Raw genomic sequence first — 15,224 nt, 5'->3', positions numbered from 1 at the left:
GAAACGGATTTTTCTTGTTTCGATAGTCGTAGCCGTGGCGCTCGCGATGGGCATGGGCAGTATGGGCGCGGCAACCGCGATCGCCGACGATGGCACCGAGACGAACGAAACCGACGCCGGTGTAGTTGACCAGATCCGCGGCCTGCTCGAGGACGACCAGGAGGAACACGACGAAGACAACGAGAGCGAATCGGACGCCAGTGACTCGAGCAACCTACACTCGATTCTCGAGCGCACCGACGCCAAGAATGCGTCGTACCAGCAGGTCGAATCGGTCGACAATTGGGCGACCGACGAACAGCGCGACGAACTCACCGACGATGAACGCGAAGAACTCGAGGCGTGGTTAGCGGCCGCTCCCGATCCAGACGACCGGATTCCCGAGTACGTTCGGGAAATCGATTCGGAAACCTACATCACCGACTGGGAGTTCACCGACGGCCAGTTCGTCGTCCACATCTTCGCTCTCGAGTCGACGACGGTCACGATGGCCGAGAGCGCCGACTGGGAGGAAGGTAGCGGCGAGTATCGAACGATGGTCGAAGACGTCGACGAGGGGAATAACACGGTCTACGTGAACACCTTCGCCGGTGAGAACGACGGTGTGGCGCTGTCGTTCGCGACACCGCTCTCGATGGAAGAACAGCGCGGGCCGTACATCAGTACCGGTACGCAAGGCGAGCAAGACCCATTCCGCCACTTCGGCGGTACGAGCGGGCTGTTCTCTGGAGTCGTGATGACCACCGGACTGGCCGCTCTCGGCGCTGTCATCGTCGTTCGTGGCGAGGAAAGCGGGGTGGTCCAAGCGTGAGTGACGGTCTCAGCGGAACGTTCGGCTCCTGGTCGGACCGGCTGACGTACATCGCTGCCGAGGGCCAGCTCGTCGTCCTCGGGTTGCTCGTCTCGCTCGGTGCGGCGTTAGTCTGGATTCGTCCGTCAATTCCCGGCATTCCCCCGATCGCCTACGGCTGGCTGGCCGCGCTCTTGCTCCTGGGGCCGCCGCTGCTCGCCCTGTTCGTCACCGGCGCGCGCTGGCTCCGAAATAGACGGATGGTCGAAGTCTACCACATCAACGGCGTCACCGACGAGCGAGAGAAGTACTACGTCGAACCCGGTGTGTGGGACGAAAAGACCGTCGAGGGGCCGTCTCCGTACCGCTGCAACGATAACGAAGCGTTCGAAGTCCGCGAGTTCGACTGGCACGAAGACACCGAAACGCTCGTCGTCACTGGCTGTTTCTTCAGCCGACTCGCCGACAGCAAACTCACCACTGTCAAGGCCATGCTCGAGGACGTTCACGGCGACCTCATTCGAACGGCGATCGCCTACAATCGGCTCCGTGGGCGAATCTCGAAAATGGGCGTCGAGATCGAACGGGATTCGATCAACGCCCAGGCCGAGGCCGACGAACGGGGCTTGATGACGAAGAAAACCAGCGTGAAGGATCGATTCGAGGCAGCCGAAGACGACGCCGACGAGTGGTCCAGCGACGAAATCAAAGACGTCGGCGACTACGAACACGACTTCGATCCGACCGAGCCGATGGAACCGATCACGATGGACAGCGGCCAGCAGGCCGCGGCGACCGACGGAGGACACAATGAGTGAAGATTCTACAGCCGACCAGCAAGCACTATTCACGACTGCACAGGCGCGCGAGCACCAAGAAGGGTACAGCGACCGGGAGAACCGCGAGATTCACGATCACGGCGGGATCGTTCGGGACGAACACGTCTCGCGGGCGATGTCCATCCGATCGATTCACTACGATCCCCTCGAGTCCGACCGGCCGGACAAGATGCCCGGCCAGGCGAAAGACCTCGAGAAGCACCGCCAAATCCGGCTGGTCGAAGGAACTGAAACCTTCCGTAACGCGCTCGAGAACGGCGATATTCCCACAATCAAGCACATGGTCGGTGACTCGTCACAGCGGGCGGACGTGAGCGGACTGAAAGCGATCGGGAAGGTAGACGAACTGATTAACGGTCCGGCTCCGGTCGTGGTCGTACTCGGCGAGATGGGGGCCGGAAAGACCGATTTTGCCTGTCTGCTCGCCCAACGATGGCGAGCACTACACTCAGGGCAGTCGCTACTCGGGACGAATATCCAGAGTCTCGAAGAGAAAGACCGCTGGGTAGACGACGACGGCGACGTTCAAGACGGCTGGATTCCCGACTACGGCACCCTCATGGAGTGGGTCGAACAGGACGGCGATCCCCTCGAGCACAGCCAGCGGCCGAAGCTCTTCATCGGCGACGAGTTCTCGAGTGCAGCCAGCGGAACCGGCAAGCAGGGCTACGAAACCCGGCAGAAGATGGCTCCGCTCGTCTACAAGATCCGCAAGTACGGCGGGGCACTCATCTACATCGCTCACGGCGAGCGGTCTATCCATCCGATGCTGTGGCGCGTCGGCACGATCGTCAAGAAGGTGAGCAAGAAGAAAGCCGTCATCGCTGACTCGATTCGGAACGCCGAACTCGCCGACATTCACGGACAGGTCGAAGGCGTTCCGCCGACAGACTTCCGGTACAACACGAAAGAGGCGTCGGACTGGTCGTGGTCGGCTTACGGGGACGAAACCGACGATCTCGAGGCCGACGAAGCGGCGAAGATGACGGCGATCTGGACCGTGATCCGGTGCAAAGAGGAAGGCATGACGGATCGTGAAACCGCGAAATTTGTACCGTACAGCCACGGATGGGTCAATTCTCGGTGGAACGAATACCGGAACGACGGTCTGCACACTGAAACGCTTGGCAAGGTCGAAGAGGTAATCGGATGACTGCGACGGGGTGGTTAGCTGGTTACGGTTACACACCCCCCGTTAGTCTACAGCCCATCCGCCCATGCCCATCGCTCGCTTCCTTCGGAAGCCGAGCGACCGATGGGCGCTCGTCGAACCAGCCAGAGGAGTTGATATATATCGGCGCGCGTAGCGCGTGGTCTGCGTGAATCGCTCGAAGCGAGCCAACCATTTCGGGACGATCTGCGAAAAGCGGATGGCCAAGAAGCGGCGGTTCGAACTCGAGCGATCGTCGTGGCACGACGCTCGATTCCAAAACGGAACGCCGGTTGAGATTAAGAGCACCATGCTCGAGCACAGCGACGGCCAGCCGGGGAACTTCAAAGTCTATCGGGCCTATCATGATCGTCTCCTGCGGGCCGACGGCTGGTACTGTTTCGTCGTTTATCGGCCTCACGGGAGGTCTGGCTGTACGATTCTGAAAGACCAGATGTGCAAGGCCGAGAACCTGCCGCTGCTTCGCTGGCACGGTGGCGGGAAACATCGTGAGACTAAGCAAGCGAAGATAGCGATATCAGATATCTTTTAGCAAGAGTTCTACCCGTCAAGATAAGAGCGTCGAGTCACACGTGACAAATATTATATTGAATCCTTTCATTTGTTCTTAGAACAATGCGTAAGGGTTCAGAACCACACTCTGTAAAACTTGATTTGACAACATCTACTCAGGAAGGGTTTGAACTAAGATTCCGAACAACTGAGTCGTATCTTATTGAACTTTGTAAGCAAATCCGGCAAAGCGAGATAAATGGCAAGTACTGCGTCGCATTAGAATTCGAAAACACACATCCTGTTTCGTCTCGTGTCGACAACTATCTCACGGGCACTGATTATGATTCAATTGGCGTTACCAGTGTTGGTCCAGATGATCCTGCTCGGACAAACCAGGATCAAGTCACACTTTGCGTCTACTGTAATCAGAGCCAGCTTCACCAATTCGCATTGTTTAATCGCAGCAAGCTGGAATATCCAGTCACATTCACCAACACCCTCTCAGCCGAGAACGCAGAACAGTTCATTAAATCCGTATCTGGCCTGAGACCAGATGAGAGCGAGGAATTGACTCTGGATGATTTCTGAATCAGGTACAGAACAAAGCTAAGCTATGCTTCATCTCCTTTTTTCGTAACTGAAACCGCCGTTTCTACCTCAAAGGTAACTGCTCGAGTCGAGAGCGTTTCGGCGATCTCCCGGCGCTGCTCTCGAGTCAGGTCGTCCCGCTCGAGGACGTGGCGGGCTGCTCTGACGAGCTTGTCGACGTCTTCGCAAGCGAACGCAACGGCGTTCGATCGGTTGCAATCGTAGAACGTCGCGGCCTTCTCGATGGCGTCGTATCGCCATTCGTTGCCTTCGTCGGTTCGGATTCGAACCGATCCAGGCGTCTGGTTTCGGACCATGCTCGTGAACACGAGCCACAAATCCTAGATTTTTCCGGTCACTCAGTCAGTGGTCAGTTATAAAGACCGGAGCGGAAGGTGGCCCGATCGGGGCGGACACCCGGTCCATCACGGTGGAAACCAGCCGAATATGAACACGGCCGACTCGCGCTCGTGTTCATATTCGGGAAATCGATTCTTCGAACGTGCAACCCCTGGGGGTGATAGCAAAGTATTACAGTGGTAAAGAAGAAAATTATGGCTAAATAAAATTATTTGTGCTTTCAATTCACACTCTCAGTCATGCCTATTGTCACGATATTGACTGTGCTTGCGTTTCTAGTTGGTATAATTGGTGCTACTTTTGGAGGATACATGTATAAGTCCAGGAAAGCAGATGAAGAAAGGAAAGAAATGCTAGAGGAATTGGCAAAAGAGTTGAATAATTTGCATAGTCGAATGGAATGGATATATAATACGCTAAATGAACCGACCTCAAATGTAGATCTAAACTCCAATTTAAGCATGCTCTCTAGAGAGATGGTTGCGTATACCTTCTTCACAGAAGAACCTGCAAAGCTGAATATTGATGTTGGAAATTCCGATGAAAGAGTAGAGAGTGCGCAACAAGTCCTTAGAAAATATAAAGGAGAAAATTCTTGGTATGGAGTTAGGGTTGGACTAGAATCGACGAGCGAAAAGTTTGATACAAATTACAGATGGGGAATGAATGAGGGTATATATCGGGCTGCTAGAATTTATAAAAAGCTAGACGAGATCGATGAAGAATATATAGGTATTGCCGAATCCTTTGAACCAGGATTCCAAGATGATATTGAAACTACTACTGACAATATCATCCTTGGAACCCATGAAGAAATCATAGAAGCTTCTGAAGGACATGAAATTGACCCGCGCGCTTTGGACGGTATTGATGAGTTGAAAGGTACAATTTATTCAGACATAGTCCTCTACGATGGCATAGAAGATGACCTACAAAAGCTTAAAACCGAAATGGAAATGGTGGAAAAGGTTAGAAACAATATTCTTCAAGCAGCCTACTCCTAGTATCAAACTTCATATCTAATATGAATATAGTTCTATTTTAACTCATGTAGTTCAACTGGGGATCAGAATGGTGTATTGTTTAGCGTTTTCGTCTTGGCTACTCTGCGAAGGTTAGCGAATTTTCGTTCGCTGCCTGAGCTTGTGCGGAGGCAGGCGGTTGGTTTGTAACATTGGCCTTAGCCACACCCCCTAACCCGGAATCCGACCCCGTGGGTCGAATTCCGGGATGGGTGCGGCCGGGGCCGACCGTAGCGATAGCGAGGATCGGCCCCGGCCGCACGCACCGCGACCGGCCCAACCCGGGGTAATACAGGCGAAAACAGCCGAAAAGAAGTGTGGTCGGTAGCGTTGCCACTCACGAGGACCGCGCTACCGGGTGGTCCCGAAGCGGTTTTTCTTCCAGCGCGGCAGGTTCTCGCGTTCCTCGTCGAGGCGAGATCGCGTCGAACACCGTTCGCGAACCTCGCCTTTGTCGTAGGAGGCCCCGCTGAACGGCTGATCTTTCAGGTCCCGCCACCGGATCATGGTTCCGTCGGCGAGTTCCACCCGGATGTGGATGCCGTGATGGGTCCCGAAGCGGTCGCAGACAGCCGTGAACGCTTCGCGAGCGATTTCCTTCGCGTGGTCGCGGGTACGGGCCGTCACGCGGGGCTTCAACAGAGCGCGGCAGTCGTCGCGACTCCGATCAACTCCGGCGTCGTACCGACGTACGAACGCATCCAGCGCGTCGCTCGTGACGCCCTGGGACGCTTCCGCGACTTCCATCACCGTTGATCCGACTTCCCGCCGAAACTGTTCCTCGGCCGACCTGACGCGTTTCAGCATTTCCTGGGCCGCGTAGTCGCTCGTGATCGACAACTCTCCGTAAGTGTGCTCTATGAACCCCTCGAGTCGGTCGACGGCGCGAAGGACGGTATCGTAACAATATCCCGTCTCGCTGGCTGTCTCCTGGGGCGAGACCTCGCCACCGTCGGTGAGCAGCGTGTCGACGACTGCCCGGTCCGACGGGTTCATATCTCCCCACAGACGCATCACGGCCGCTTCCTGTTCGCTCTCGATTTTCGGAAGCGGACAGTCGACCATCTTTAGCGACCGCCGCTCGCGGTCGTCCGGATCGAAATACGCATCCTCGTGGTACTGCTCGCCGCCGGTTGCATCCAGGCCAGCCCATTCAAGCAGGTTCGCGAGCAGTTCCTCGAGCTCGCGTCGGAGATCGTGGCGGTCGAGTTCGTCGTCTTCCCGTTCCCAGTAGACGGTCCGATCCGTTGCGCTCGTCTGGTAGCCGACCTCGAGTTTCGGATGCCAGCCGTACTGGTCCGGATTGTACGTGTCGGGGTCTTTCATGTAGTAGTGCTTCGCCTCTTTCCCGATCTCGTGACCACGAATGATCTTTCTCGCCCGCCCATCGTCGACGACGGTCGTCACGTAGTCACCCGGCCGGTCGCGGTTGTCTTCGACGTGTTTCCGATACCCTGATCGGTCCGACTCGAGCAGCGAGTGAATCCGCGCAAGCGGGCCATCCGGGGCGTACACCGATCCCGACTCCGACCGCATGATTCGGACGTAGACTGCTGCGTCTCCGATGTTACTCGTGTGGTGGAACGTATCGAAGTACCGTCGCGGAATGCCGAACGCGGCAGCCGATTCGGCGAGCAGGTCCGGGTACCGCTCGAAGTCGATGTTCGACGCCTGCACCTGGGCGTCGATGTACGGCACACCGAGATCCATGTAGCCGTTCACGTCCGAAATCTTCCCCGTCCCGTCGTCTTGCTTCTTCATATCGGGCCACCGTGGTCGGAAGGTGATCGTTCCGCCTTTCACCCGGTGGCTCCGATCGGCGCGCTCCCCGTCGTCGGTCGCGTCTTCGCACACGAAGTAGATCCGATACAGGTAGGCCGTCTCGAGGCGGTAGGACGGATCTGACCACGGGAGTATGGGCTGGTCGTCGTAGTCGAGACACACTCGCCACGTTTCGCCGCCAGATTCGAACGTTCCGGTCGGCTTCCCGTTGGTCGCCCAGTCGTGATTTTTCCGAACGTCCGTGAGCGCGTAGTACGGCTTCAGCGCCTCACGCACGAGGTGAAAGTGCGCGTCGAACTCGTGGCACTGGAACCGAAGGAACTTCCGTGCGCTCACAGTAACCCCTCCCGTTCGGCGAAGCAGGCCGTACACAGCGGTACCGAATGCTGGAGTCGGGCCTTCACCTCGTAGCCGACGTACTCGCAGTCGACGCACTCCGACCACGTTTCCGAAACCGTTTCCGATAATTCATTCTCGTCGTCATCTTCCGGCGAGTCCCGCGGCTCGAGGCCGAAGGCAGTCAGGTCCGACATCGGTCATCGCCCCCGACTGTTCTCGGAATCTGTCCGCCGAACGAGATCGGCCCCGCACTCCGTACACCGGTAGCACTTCTCGCTCCAGGCGCCGCAAACCGGGCACGGCGTCACGGCCGCTCACCTCCTGACGGATCGACGGTCGTCGGATCGATGACGTGCGACCACGCGAGTTTTGCTACCTCGTCCTCTGACCGTGGGCCGCCGACGTCGTACCACCGCCCGGCGAGCAGTTCGTCCACGATCGTCGCCGGGACGACCGCCCGCGCCACCTGGGGAAGTCCCGGCCGCGGCAGGTAGACGACGAACAGGTACATCCCGCCCGCCTCGAGCAACCGCGAATGGGCCTCACGCTTGACGTAAAAGCGTCCGCGTGTCGATCCACTCCCGTTGCTCGTCTCTATCTGGCATCCTTTGATTTCGACCGGAATACCCGCTTCAACGACGACAATTCCGTAAAACGGTAGATTCTCGGCCGGTTCGAGAAGCGTCGTCGTTCGGGCATCATGCCAGGTTGCGGTCCGATCACCGACGAACTCGAGAGCATCGATGGACTGAATCAGGTGCGCTTCGAGCGCATCGCCGCTCGCTTTCGAACTCTCGAGAGCCGAGGTTCGGGAACTCACTGGCTCTCACCCCCGTCGGTGAGCATTGGCGGTTTGCGGACTGAACCCGTCCGGCGAAGCCGCCGCGAACAGCCCTTTGCGTGGCCCGCTTCGCCGTCTTTGTTTAGTAGACGGGTACAGCGCGCTTCACACTCCGGACAAACGAACTCGCGGGAGGTTCGGGGCTTCGGATGTGAACAGATCCGCCGATCGAGTTCGTCCCGATCGATCTCCCCGAGAAGGTCCTCGAGTGATTTCACGCCGACCACCCCTGATTTGCGCGGCAAACCGCCCGACGTGAAGGGGCCGCGGGTTGCTTCCGCCTTGTATTGGATTTAGACGGCAGATTAGAAGTGACCGAATCCGTCGAATTTCCGAATATCGAGGCCTCTACTGGGGAATTTAGTTTAGATCCAAAACGGGTGGGATCGGGATGGGCGCTGCAGGATTTGAACCCGCGACAACTTGGTCCGAAGCCAAGTACTCTGTCCAGACTGAGCTAAGCGCCCTCACTCATCCGTTTCCGTCGACTCCGTATAAGTCACTCGATTTCACCCTATTTCGACACCCGTCAGCACACGGCGCCGTCGACGGTGGCGTCGATTCCCACGAGCTGAAAATGACGGCCAAGGGTCTTTGTAGAGGGGATCCTTCGTACAGGTACACCATGACGGTGCACGATCTCCCCGTTCCAGAAGACGGCCAGTTCGAAGACGCACAGCTCGAGTTGCTTACCGACGACGACGAGGTCTGGACCGTCGTTCCCGTCGACGCCAGCGGTGACGAACGGGTGAGCAAGTGGCTTTCGATCGACGGCGACGCGCTCTGCGATCTCACTGAGTGGCGATAATCAGTCGGAAACCAGACGAGGGCGTTTTTTTGTCCGTCGGTTGTGCCCTCGAGATTCGTCGCGTATCGTACCGTTTAACCACCCGCGCTGAGCACTCTCGTTCGATGACAGTGGGGGAGACGGTTCGCGGGATGCTCGAGTTGACCCGGCCGGTGAACGTGATCGCTGCCAGCGTGTTGACGTTCATCGGTGCGTTCGTCGCCGGTGGGATCGCTCAGCATCCTCTCGAGGTAACGGCCGCGGTCGTCGCAACTGGGCTCGCGGTTGGTGCCGGGAACGCGATCAACGACTACTTCGACCGGGAGATCGACCGGATAAATCGACCGGAGCGGGCGATACCTCGGGGGGCCGTGACGCCGCGGATGGCTCTGGCATTCAGTATCGTTCTCTTCGGGCTGGCGGTGGTGCTTGCGCTTACGCTCCCGTGGCTAGCGGTCGCAATCGCCGGTGTGAATCTCGCTGCGCTCGTCGCGTACACCGAGTTTTTCAAGGGATTGCCCGGGCTCGGAAACGCGCTCGTCGCGTATCTCGTCGGGAGTACGTTTCTCTTTGGTGCAGCTGCTGTCGGTCGGATCGGGCCGGCGATCGTGCTGTTCGTCCTCGCGGCAATCGCGACCGTGACGCGGGAGATCATCAAAGACGTCGAAGATATCGATGGCGATCGGGAGGAGGGGCTGAACACGCTCCCGATCGCGATCGGCGAACAGAGAGCGCTTCAGATCGCCGGTGTATTGCTCGTCGTCGGGGTTCTTGCCAGTCCGATTCCGTTCGTTCTCGGTTATTTCGGTGTTGTGTACCTGGTCGTCGTGATTCCGGCCGACGCGATTATGCTGTATGCAGCAGTCGAAAGCTTCGACGATCCGTCCGCCGGTCAGTCGAAGCTCAAGTACGGAATGTTTCTCGCCTCGCTCGCGTTCATCGTCGGTCGAGCAGCCCTCGAATTCGGGGGCGGGTGATCCCGTCGGCCACATTCGCAGTCGAATGAAATTGACGTTGATTTACACCAAATCCATTCGGAATTACCAACCATAACAGGGTGTTAATCAAAAATACTATAAACTGGATGCGATATTTTTGTAGTAGACGTGAGCACAGATGGCGTGCTGGTTGTGGTCGTCAGCCAACTGTGGACGGATGTGAAACTGGCATGTATGACTTCGTAGATATCGTCCCGGATACCGAAATCGATCCCGGGACGAACGTTCTCGTCGCAGGCCCGCCGATGACTGGGAAGCGACGCATCGCGTTTGATATCCTGAGAACCGGTGCGATCCGGGGCGACGGATCCATCGTCGTCACGACCAAAGACAGCGCCGAAAAGGTCCTCGAGGAGTTTACCCAGGAAACGGACGTTTCGAACGAAAACGTAAGAGTCGTCGACTGTGTCACGAAACAACGCGGGATCGGGACCGTCGACGACGATCCCAAGATCAAGTACGCTTCGTCGCCCATCGACATGACGGGGATCGGAATCAAGCTCTCTGAATTTCTACAGGAGTTTTACGAGAATCGTGGGATCACCGAAAATCGGGTTCTCCTGCACTCGGTGTCGACGTTGCTCATGTACTCCGATCTCCAGACCGTGTTTCGGTTCCTGCACGTGTTCACCGGACGCATCCAGAGCGCCGACGCACTCGGGATCTACGTCATCGACTCGACCGCCCACGACGACCAGACGATGAACACGCTCAAGCAGTTGTTCGACGGTATCATCGAGGTCGAAAGCGGAGACGGCGACGAACCCGTGATTACGACGGCGGGTGCCTCGTTTTGAACGCGGTGATCGGCTACGTCGGCGAGACGATCACGTAATCGGTCGAACCCGGTTTTGAATCTGATACGACACTGCTGGCGAGAACGCCAGCGATGCCGATGGAACCGTTACCCGACCGGTTATCTGGGCTGTAGTAGTCAGGGGCATTCTCCGCCAGTCGTGGCGAAAGAGACTCAGCGCACGTTCACTCGAGTTATCGGATACCGTCCGAATCGAAAGTCACGGTGATCGACTGCAGGGACGAGCACAACTCCTGTCGGCGTGGAAACTCGCTTCGCACAACCGGTTTGGTGTGCTGCCCAGCATGGAGGTGGCGATTCCGAAAAGCACGAGCAGTATGAGACGATCCGTCGGTAGCCGATGAAGCGATCCGGCGTCAGCCGGTGAGAGGGTCTGTCGTCAGCCAGTACCGGCGGGACGGCGACCTGCTTTGCGATCCGACCGGTATCTCGGCACAGCAATCCGTCCGAGTGTCACTCGCCTTCGACGTACCGTTCGACCAGCGTTCGGCAGTTGCCGGGTGCAGATACGGTGAATCGGTCTCCGTTTCGAAATCTGACGTCGACGCTGTGCAGAGCCACCGGCCCGGGTTCGTTTGCATCGTTGTCGGTCGTCACCGTCTGGGGTAACTCGTGGACGTCCGTGAGGCGCTCTCGGTAGACGCCGTCTTCACTGATAATTCCGGCTTCCCACGAATTGACGACGGCGTAATCGAATTCGGGATGAGATCCCTCGAGGTGAACCCGATGGCAGTGATCGAAGGTGACGGTGATCCCGTTACGGGTGGTCATAGCTGTACTGGAGTCTCCATCGCCGGTGCTCATTTCGGTTTCCGGCCGCGTAGTCGTTGTCGTCGTGGTCCGTGTCTCGCTGTCGGTGTCGACGCCGAGATCGTCGAAGAACGTATCGAAATCGATGGCAGAGGCCGTGTCGTCGAACGGACCCTCGTCGAACGCGGCGGCGGTCGTGGTCGCTCCGACGCCGGCTATCCCGGTGCAGACGGTGGCAAGTATCGCTCGTCGTGTCCGAGTGTCGTCGGTACCCATGTTCGCCAGTCCCACGAGAGACAGCAAATACCCTCAGTTGCATCTCAGTGAGTGAAGCCGACAGGAGACGGGCTCGAGACGCCACAAAAGGACAGTTATCCGTCGTCGCCGTCGCCATCGTTTCCGCTCAGGTCGCGGGCGATACTGACGCTGCTTTGCATGATGTACGCGCCGAGGAAGGCACCGACGATGGCGGCGATTACGGCGGCCGTCGCGCGGATATACGGAAAGAATTCACCGCCGACAGGCGGCGCGGTCAGCCAGACGAAATACGCGGGAAACAACGCGGCGACCGCTAGCAGGATCGTAAACACCAGCATGAGAATGACTGTGGTGGCGTCTCTGTCGCTACTCGTCATCGGTTTCCTCGGTCGAGTTCGAGACGGTCGGAGACGTGACGAACCCAGTCGGTGCTTACCACTCGCGCGTGCGGTCTGGTATTCGTAACGTCGATCACTGTGGGTGAGGGGGTCGTAACGTCGATCACTGTGGGTGGGCGAACGGGTCGAGGGTCTCGCCGAACCGCCACATCGTCGATCGATTGGCGCTTTCCACTATCGGCGCTGTTTCCAACGCACTGATGGCGTCCGTCGGTGCGTTTACGAGCGGACGAGGCCACACTTCGCTGAACCACGGCCTCGCTGTTAGTAGTTTGGGACATGACAGCGGGTTCGTGACTCCGTAATCGTCGGAAACTTGACCGTGGATCGAGTACCGACTGCTATGACAATCGAATCCGACACGGACGTTCGTGACGTCCTGTCTCACGAGACCATCGCCGTCGTTGGCTGCTCGAGCACGCCGGGGAAGGCGGCCCACGATGTCCCCGCATACCTCCACGACCGGGGGTACGACGTGGTCCCGGTCAATCCGTTTGCCGACGAGATTTTCGAGCGATCGGCCCCCGATACGCTCGCGGCGGTCGAGGAGGAAATCGACGTCGTCTGTATCTTCCGACCCAGCGACGAGGTGGCCGGGATCGTCGACGAGGCGTTAGAACGCGAAGACGTTCGGGCGATCTGGACTCAACAGGGAATTCGGGACGACGAAGCGGCCGAACGCGCCGTAACGGACGGGCGAACGGTCGTTCAGGATCGCTGTATGAAAGTCGAACACAGACGACTCGTCGCCTGAGACGGATTGCTGTACCTGTGTACCTGAGACCGTGGGGCGGACCCGGTCTTCGGTAACGGCGTACAGTAAACCGTATGATACGGTTAGGGATCCAATTCGGATCCAGACCACCGACAGAGACTTACCCCCGAGAAGTGTACGTGGTATCGGTATCCATGTGTGACCGGTTCGGGAACTGTTCGAAAGACGGAACGTATCAACTCGTTCTCGAGAACCGGAGTACTGGAATGGAGGTCGTCGAGTATCACTGCAAAGCGCACCTGGTTTTGCGGGTCTGGGAAGTCGAACGGGACGACGTTCACGACGTCCTCGACGCACGATCGCTTTGCTCTTCTCAGCCATCGGAATCGACGTCTCCGCCGGCATCACCACCGGCGGTCGACACCCACTCGGACTCCGCTGAGCTAAACGAGTAGGGTCAGGAACTCCACTCTTCGAACTGTCTGTAGATGCCCTTCGAGAGGTACCGCTCGCTCGAGTCGGGAAACACCGTGACGACCGTATCGTGAGGAGCTTCGAGTTCTCCGTCGGCGATCGATCGGGCGACGCGTTTCGCGGCGACGCTCGCGGCACCGGCGCTGGAGGCGACGAGGTGTCCTTCCTCGCGTGCGAGCCGTCTGAGTTCCTCGTGGGCGTCCCGATCCGGTATCGAGTACACGGCGTCGACGCGCTCGGGATCGAACAGTTCGTTCGTGTCGATATCGTGGGTGCCGATCCCTTCGGTCTTGTACTCGCCTTCCTCGCGGTCTTTGTCGAGGAATTCACCGTACAGCGATCCGTCGGGTTCGACGGCACCGACGTGGGTCTCGTCGTCCCGTTCGAGCGCGTATCGAGCGAGTCCCATGAGCGTTCCGGCGGTTCCGCAACCGGCGACGATCGCACCGACCTCGTCGTCGAGTGCGTCGTAGATCTCCGGAGCGGTCGTACTGTAATGGGCCTCCGTGTTGAGCGGATTCGAGAACTGCTGTGGAACGACCGCGTCGTCGAGTTCTTCGGCGAGTTCGTGGGCGCGGTCGATGGCTCCGCCCATGCCGGCGTCGGTCGGCGTGTTGATGATCTCCGCGCCGAGTGCGTCCATCAGCTGTTGTTTTTCGACGCTGAACCGTTCGGGAACGACGAAGATCGCGTCAAGTCCGAGCTGTTCGGCGGCGATCGCGAGCCCGATTCCCGTGTTACCGGCGGTCGGTTCGATTACGGTCCCGCCGGCTGGAACGTCGCCGCGCTCGAGCATCCGTTCGAGCATGTATTGCCCGATCCGATCCTTCACGCTCGCGCCCGGGTTGAACGTCTCGAGTTTCGCGTAGATCCGGACGCCTTCGGGCCCGTCGTGGATCCGGACGAGCGGCGTCCGGCCGATCGTCTCGAGCACCGAGTCCAACGGTCGCTCGTGGGTCGTCATCGTGCTGGCAAATGTTGCCACCACTGTTAGGTCTTGCTGTTGTGACCGAGTGTCTCCACTCGAGGCGGACGAGGGGCGATACAGACCGTGACGAACCGAAACCGACCGTCACTCCGCGGCGGATTCGCTCGAACTGGGTTCGGCGTCTTCGGTGGCTGGATCGTCGTCTTCCGAGTCGGATTCAGTCGGATCGTCTGTGGATTCGTCGCTGCTCGGTTCGGCCGCCAGTTCGGCTTCGTCGATCGCTGCCTCGGCGAGGATTTCCTCGCCGTCGATGTCGTGTTCGTCGGCGATCGCGAGCAACAGCGCGCGCTGTTCGGAGATCTGATGATCCAACCGCTTGACGGTGTCGTGGGTGTCGTCCATCTCCTCTTCTAACCCGATGATACGCTGCTGGAGTTGCTGTACCTGCTTGTACATTGCCTCGGCCCGATCGGAGAGGCCCTGGATTTTCTTTGCCGTGCTGCCAAGTCCCATGTGTTCTGAATGTATCGAGCGCCTAATGGGCCTTTTCCTTCCACGGTAGTTCTCGGTGTACTGATTTCTCGTGGGATGTCGTGCAGTTGCTGACCAAACTGGACGGCCTCGAAGAGCCCCCATCAGAATCGGCCGAGACGTTCGAAACCGACGCATGCGGGTTCGACGATGGCCTCGAGGAAGGAGCCTGCTACGGATTGTTGTCAGTCGATTCCGACACGGCCAGGGCCGCGATCGCGTCGGTAGATCGGCACGGGACGAGCCCCTGGGGGATCCGGACCGATCGTCGGTCCGATCGGACACGAAAACCGACCACCGGACGGCAGGCCAACCGCCAAGAACGATAGCTCTCCAGGGTG

The 15,224-nt window shown here is 58.4% G+C and carries 19 protein-coding genes, 1 tRNA gene and 1 pseudogene; 11 read left to right on the top strand and 10 right to left on the bottom strand.

Features of this window, described 5'->3' with window-relative positions:
• Positions 1–34 precede the first annotated feature (34 nt).
• The 4 genes from EA473_RS03870 to EA473_RS03855 all read left to right on the top strand — a co-directional run bounded on the left by EA473_RS03870 (position 35) and on the right by EA473_RS03855 (position 3,332).
• A complete protein-coding gene (locus EA473_RS03870) occupies positions 35–811 on the top strand; it encodes a hypothetical protein (protein WP_207890137.1) in 777 nt (258 codons plus the stop codon).
• A complete protein-coding gene (locus EA473_RS03865; protein WP_124194351.1) occupies positions 808–1,608 on the top strand; it encodes a hypothetical protein in 801 nt (266 codons plus the stop codon). The genes EA473_RS03870 and EA473_RS03865 overlap by 4 nt, the downstream gene beginning before the upstream one ends.
• Entirely contained in the window at positions 1,601–2,782 is a 1,182-nt protein-coding gene (locus tag EA473_RS03860) for a hypothetical protein (RefSeq protein WP_124194350.1), read from the top strand. The genes EA473_RS03865 and EA473_RS03860 overlap by 8 nt, the downstream gene beginning before the upstream one ends.
• Positions 2,783–2,948: 166 nt before the next feature.
• Entirely contained in the window at positions 2,949–3,332 is a 384-nt protein-coding gene (locus tag EA473_RS03855) for a hypothetical protein (protein ID WP_124194349.1), read from the top strand.
• 574 nt (positions 3,333–3,906) lie between these two features.
• Here the strand turns inward: EA473_RS03855 and EA473_RS03850 are convergent.
• A complete protein-coding gene (locus tag EA473_RS03850; RefSeq protein WP_124194348.1) occupies positions 3,907–4,200 on the bottom strand; it encodes a DUF7692 domain-containing protein in 294 nt (97 codons plus the stop codon).
• A 282-nt stretch (positions 4,201–4,482) separates the two neighbouring features.
• Between EA473_RS03850 and EA473_RS03845 the strand changes: the two genes are divergently transcribed.
• Complete coding sequence (locus EA473_RS03845; protein WP_124194347.1) at positions 4,483–5,247, top strand: hypothetical protein; 765 nt, start codon at positions 4,483–4,485, stop codon at positions 5,245–5,247.
• Positions 5,248–5,616: 369 nt separating this feature from the next.
• Here EA473_RS03845 and EA473_RS03840 read toward each other — a convergent pair whose 3' ends face one another.
• From EA473_RS03840 to EA473_RS03820, 5 genes are all read right to left on the bottom strand, one after another.
• Positions 5,617–7,383 (bottom strand): DUF7845 domain-containing protein, encoded by a 1,767-nt coding sequence (locus EA473_RS03840; RefSeq protein WP_124194346.1) that lies wholly within the window; start codon positions 7,381–7,383, stop codon positions 5,617–5,619.
• Complete coding sequence (locus tag EA473_RS03835) at positions 7,380–7,580, bottom strand: hypothetical protein (protein ID WP_124178448.1); 201 nt, start codon at positions 7,578–7,580, stop codon at positions 7,380–7,382. Before EA473_RS03835 ends, EA473_RS03840 begins: the two co-directional genes overlap by 4 nt.
• A 110-nt stretch (positions 7,581–7,690) precedes the next feature.
• Positions 7,691–8,206 (bottom strand): hypothetical protein, encoded by a 516-nt coding sequence (locus EA473_RS03830; protein ID WP_124194345.1) that lies wholly within the window; start codon positions 8,204–8,206, stop codon positions 7,691–7,693.
• Positions 8,203–8,445: a hypothetical protein gene (locus EA473_RS03825; RefSeq protein WP_124194344.1), complete on the bottom strand. Its 243-nt coding sequence runs from the start codon at positions 8,443–8,445 to the stop codon at positions 8,203–8,205. Before EA473_RS03825 ends, EA473_RS03830 begins: the two co-directional genes overlap by 4 nt.
• A 174-nt stretch (positions 8,446–8,619) precedes the next feature.
• Positions 8,620–8,694, bottom strand: a tRNA-Arg gene (locus EA473_RS03820).
• 158 nt (positions 8,695–8,852) lie between these two features.
• Between EA473_RS03820 and EA473_RS03815 the strand changes: the two genes are divergently transcribed.
• The 3 genes from EA473_RS03815 (at position 8,853) to EA473_RS03805 (ending at position 10,809) form a co-directional block, all read left to right on the top strand.
• Positions 8,853–9,035 (top strand): DUF7511 domain-containing protein, encoded by a 183-nt coding sequence (locus EA473_RS03815; RefSeq protein ID WP_124194343.1) that lies wholly within the window; start codon positions 8,853–8,855, stop codon positions 9,033–9,035.
• Positions 9,036–9,139: 104 nt separating this feature from the next.
• Positions 9,140–9,991, top strand: a complete 852-nt coding sequence (locus EA473_RS03810) for a geranylgeranylglycerol-phosphate geranylgeranyltransferase (protein ID WP_124194342.1) — start codon at positions 9,140–9,142, stop codon at positions 9,989–9,991.
• A 191-nt stretch (positions 9,992–10,182) separates the two neighbouring features.
• On the top strand, positions 10,183–10,809 hold the full coding sequence (locus EA473_RS03805; protein ID WP_124194341.1) for an RAD55 family ATPase: 627 nt from the start codon (positions 10,183–10,185) through the stop codon (positions 10,807–10,809).
• A 473-nt stretch (positions 10,810–11,282) separates the two neighbouring features.
• Here the strand turns inward: EA473_RS03805 and EA473_RS03800 are convergent, their stop codons facing one another.
• The gene (locus EA473_RS03800; RefSeq protein ID WP_124194340.1) at positions 11,283–11,855 is read right to left on the bottom strand and encodes a hypothetical protein; all 573 of its coding nucleotides are present in this window, start codon (positions 11,853–11,855) and stop codon (positions 11,283–11,285) included.
• 95 nt (positions 11,856–11,950) lie between these two features.
• A complete protein-coding gene (locus EA473_RS03795; RefSeq protein WP_124194339.1) occupies positions 11,951–12,214 on the bottom strand; it encodes a hypothetical protein in 264 nt (87 codons plus the stop codon).
• Between the two features lie 364 nt (positions 12,215–12,578).
• Between EA473_RS03795 and EA473_RS03790 the strand changes: the two genes are divergently transcribed.
• Both EA473_RS03790 and EA473_RS03785 read left to right on the top strand, forming a co-directional pair.
• Positions 12,579–12,989 (top strand): CoA-binding protein, encoded by a 411-nt coding sequence (locus tag EA473_RS03790; protein WP_124194338.1) that lies wholly within the window; start codon positions 12,579–12,581, stop codon positions 12,987–12,989.
• A gap of 155 nt (positions 12,990–13,144) precedes the next feature.
• Positions 13,145–13,324 (top strand): annotated as a pseudogene (locus EA473_RS03785) (hypothetical protein); the annotation flags it as partial.
• A gap of 83 nt (positions 13,325–13,407) precedes the next feature.
• Here the strand turns inward: EA473_RS03785 and EA473_RS03780 are convergent.
• Both EA473_RS03780 and EA473_RS03775 read right to left on the bottom strand, forming a co-directional pair.
• Positions 13,408–14,388: a PLP-dependent cysteine synthase family protein gene (locus tag EA473_RS03780; RefSeq protein WP_124194336.1), complete on the bottom strand. Its 981-nt coding sequence runs from the start codon at positions 14,386–14,388 to the stop codon at positions 13,408–13,410.
• A 108-nt stretch (positions 14,389–14,496) separates the two neighbouring features.
• Positions 14,497–14,865, bottom strand: a complete 369-nt coding sequence (locus EA473_RS03775) for a DUF5798 family protein (protein ID WP_124194335.1) — start codon at positions 14,863–14,865, stop codon at positions 14,497–14,499.
• Between the two features lie 80 nt (positions 14,866–14,945).
• Here EA473_RS03775 and EA473_RS03770 point away from each other — a divergent pair, with 80 nt between their 5' ends.
• On the top strand, positions 14,946–15,212 hold the full coding sequence (locus tag EA473_RS03770; protein ID WP_124194334.1) for a hypothetical protein: 267 nt from the start codon (positions 14,946–14,948) through the stop codon (positions 15,210–15,212).
• Positions 15,213–15,224 lie beyond the last annotated feature (12 nt).

The organism is Natrarchaeobius chitinivorans (genome assembly GCF_003841505.1).
GTDB lineage: Archaea > Halobacteriota > Halobacteria > Halobacteriales > Natrialbaceae > Natrarchaeobius > Natrarchaeobius chitinivorans.
The sequence above is the reverse complement of the archived record's forward strand: the minus strand, read 5'-3'. Positions and strand labels throughout refer to the sequence as shown.

Bases quoted from the DNA above. Each gene is read 5' to 3' on its own strand.
- EA473_RS03795 (WP_124194339.1), bottom strand. From the start codon at position 12,214: ATGACGAGTAGCGACAGAGACGCCACCACAGTCATTCTCATGCTGGTG.
- EA473_RS03800 (WP_124194340.1), bottom strand. From the start codon at position 11,855: ATGGGTACCGACGACACTCGGACACGACGAGCGATACTTGCCACCGTC.
- EA473_RS03850 (WP_124194348.1), bottom strand. From the start codon at position 4,200: ATGGTCCGAAACCAGACGCCTGGATCGGTTCGAATCCGAACCGACGAA.
- EA473_RS03790 (WP_124194338.1), top strand. From the start codon at position 12,579: ATGACAATCGAATCCGACACGGACGTTCGTGACGTCCTGTCTCACGAG.
- EA473_RS03815 (WP_124194343.1), top strand. From the start codon at position 8,853: ATGACGGTGCACGATCTCCCCGTTCCAGAAGACGGCCAGTTCGAAGAC.
- EA473_RS03805 (WP_124194341.1), top strand. From the start codon at position 10,183: ATGTATGACTTCGTAGATATCGTCCCGGATACCGAAATCGATCCCGGG.
- EA473_RS03835 (WP_124178448.1), bottom strand. From the start codon at position 7,580: ATGTCGGACCTGACTGCCTTCGGCCTCGAGCCGCGGGACTCGCCGGAA.
- EA473_RS03860 (WP_124194350.1), top strand. From the start codon at position 1,601: ATGAGTGAAGATTCTACAGCCGACCAGCAAGCACTATTCACGACTGCA.
- EA473_RS03775 (WP_124194335.1), bottom strand. From the start codon at position 14,865: ATGGGACTTGGCAGCACGGCAAAGAAAATCCAGGGCCTCTCCGATCGG.
- EA473_RS03810 (WP_124194342.1), top strand. From the start codon at position 9,140: ATGACAGTGGGGGAGACGGTTCGCGGGATGCTCGAGTTGACCCGGCCG.
- EA473_RS03780 (WP_124194336.1), bottom strand. From the start codon at position 14,388: ATGACGACCCACGAGCGACCGTTGGACTCGGTGCTCGAGACGATCGGC.
- EA473_RS03845 (WP_124194347.1), top strand. From the start codon at position 4,483: ATGCCTATTGTCACGATATTGACTGTGCTTGCGTTTCTAGTTGGTATA.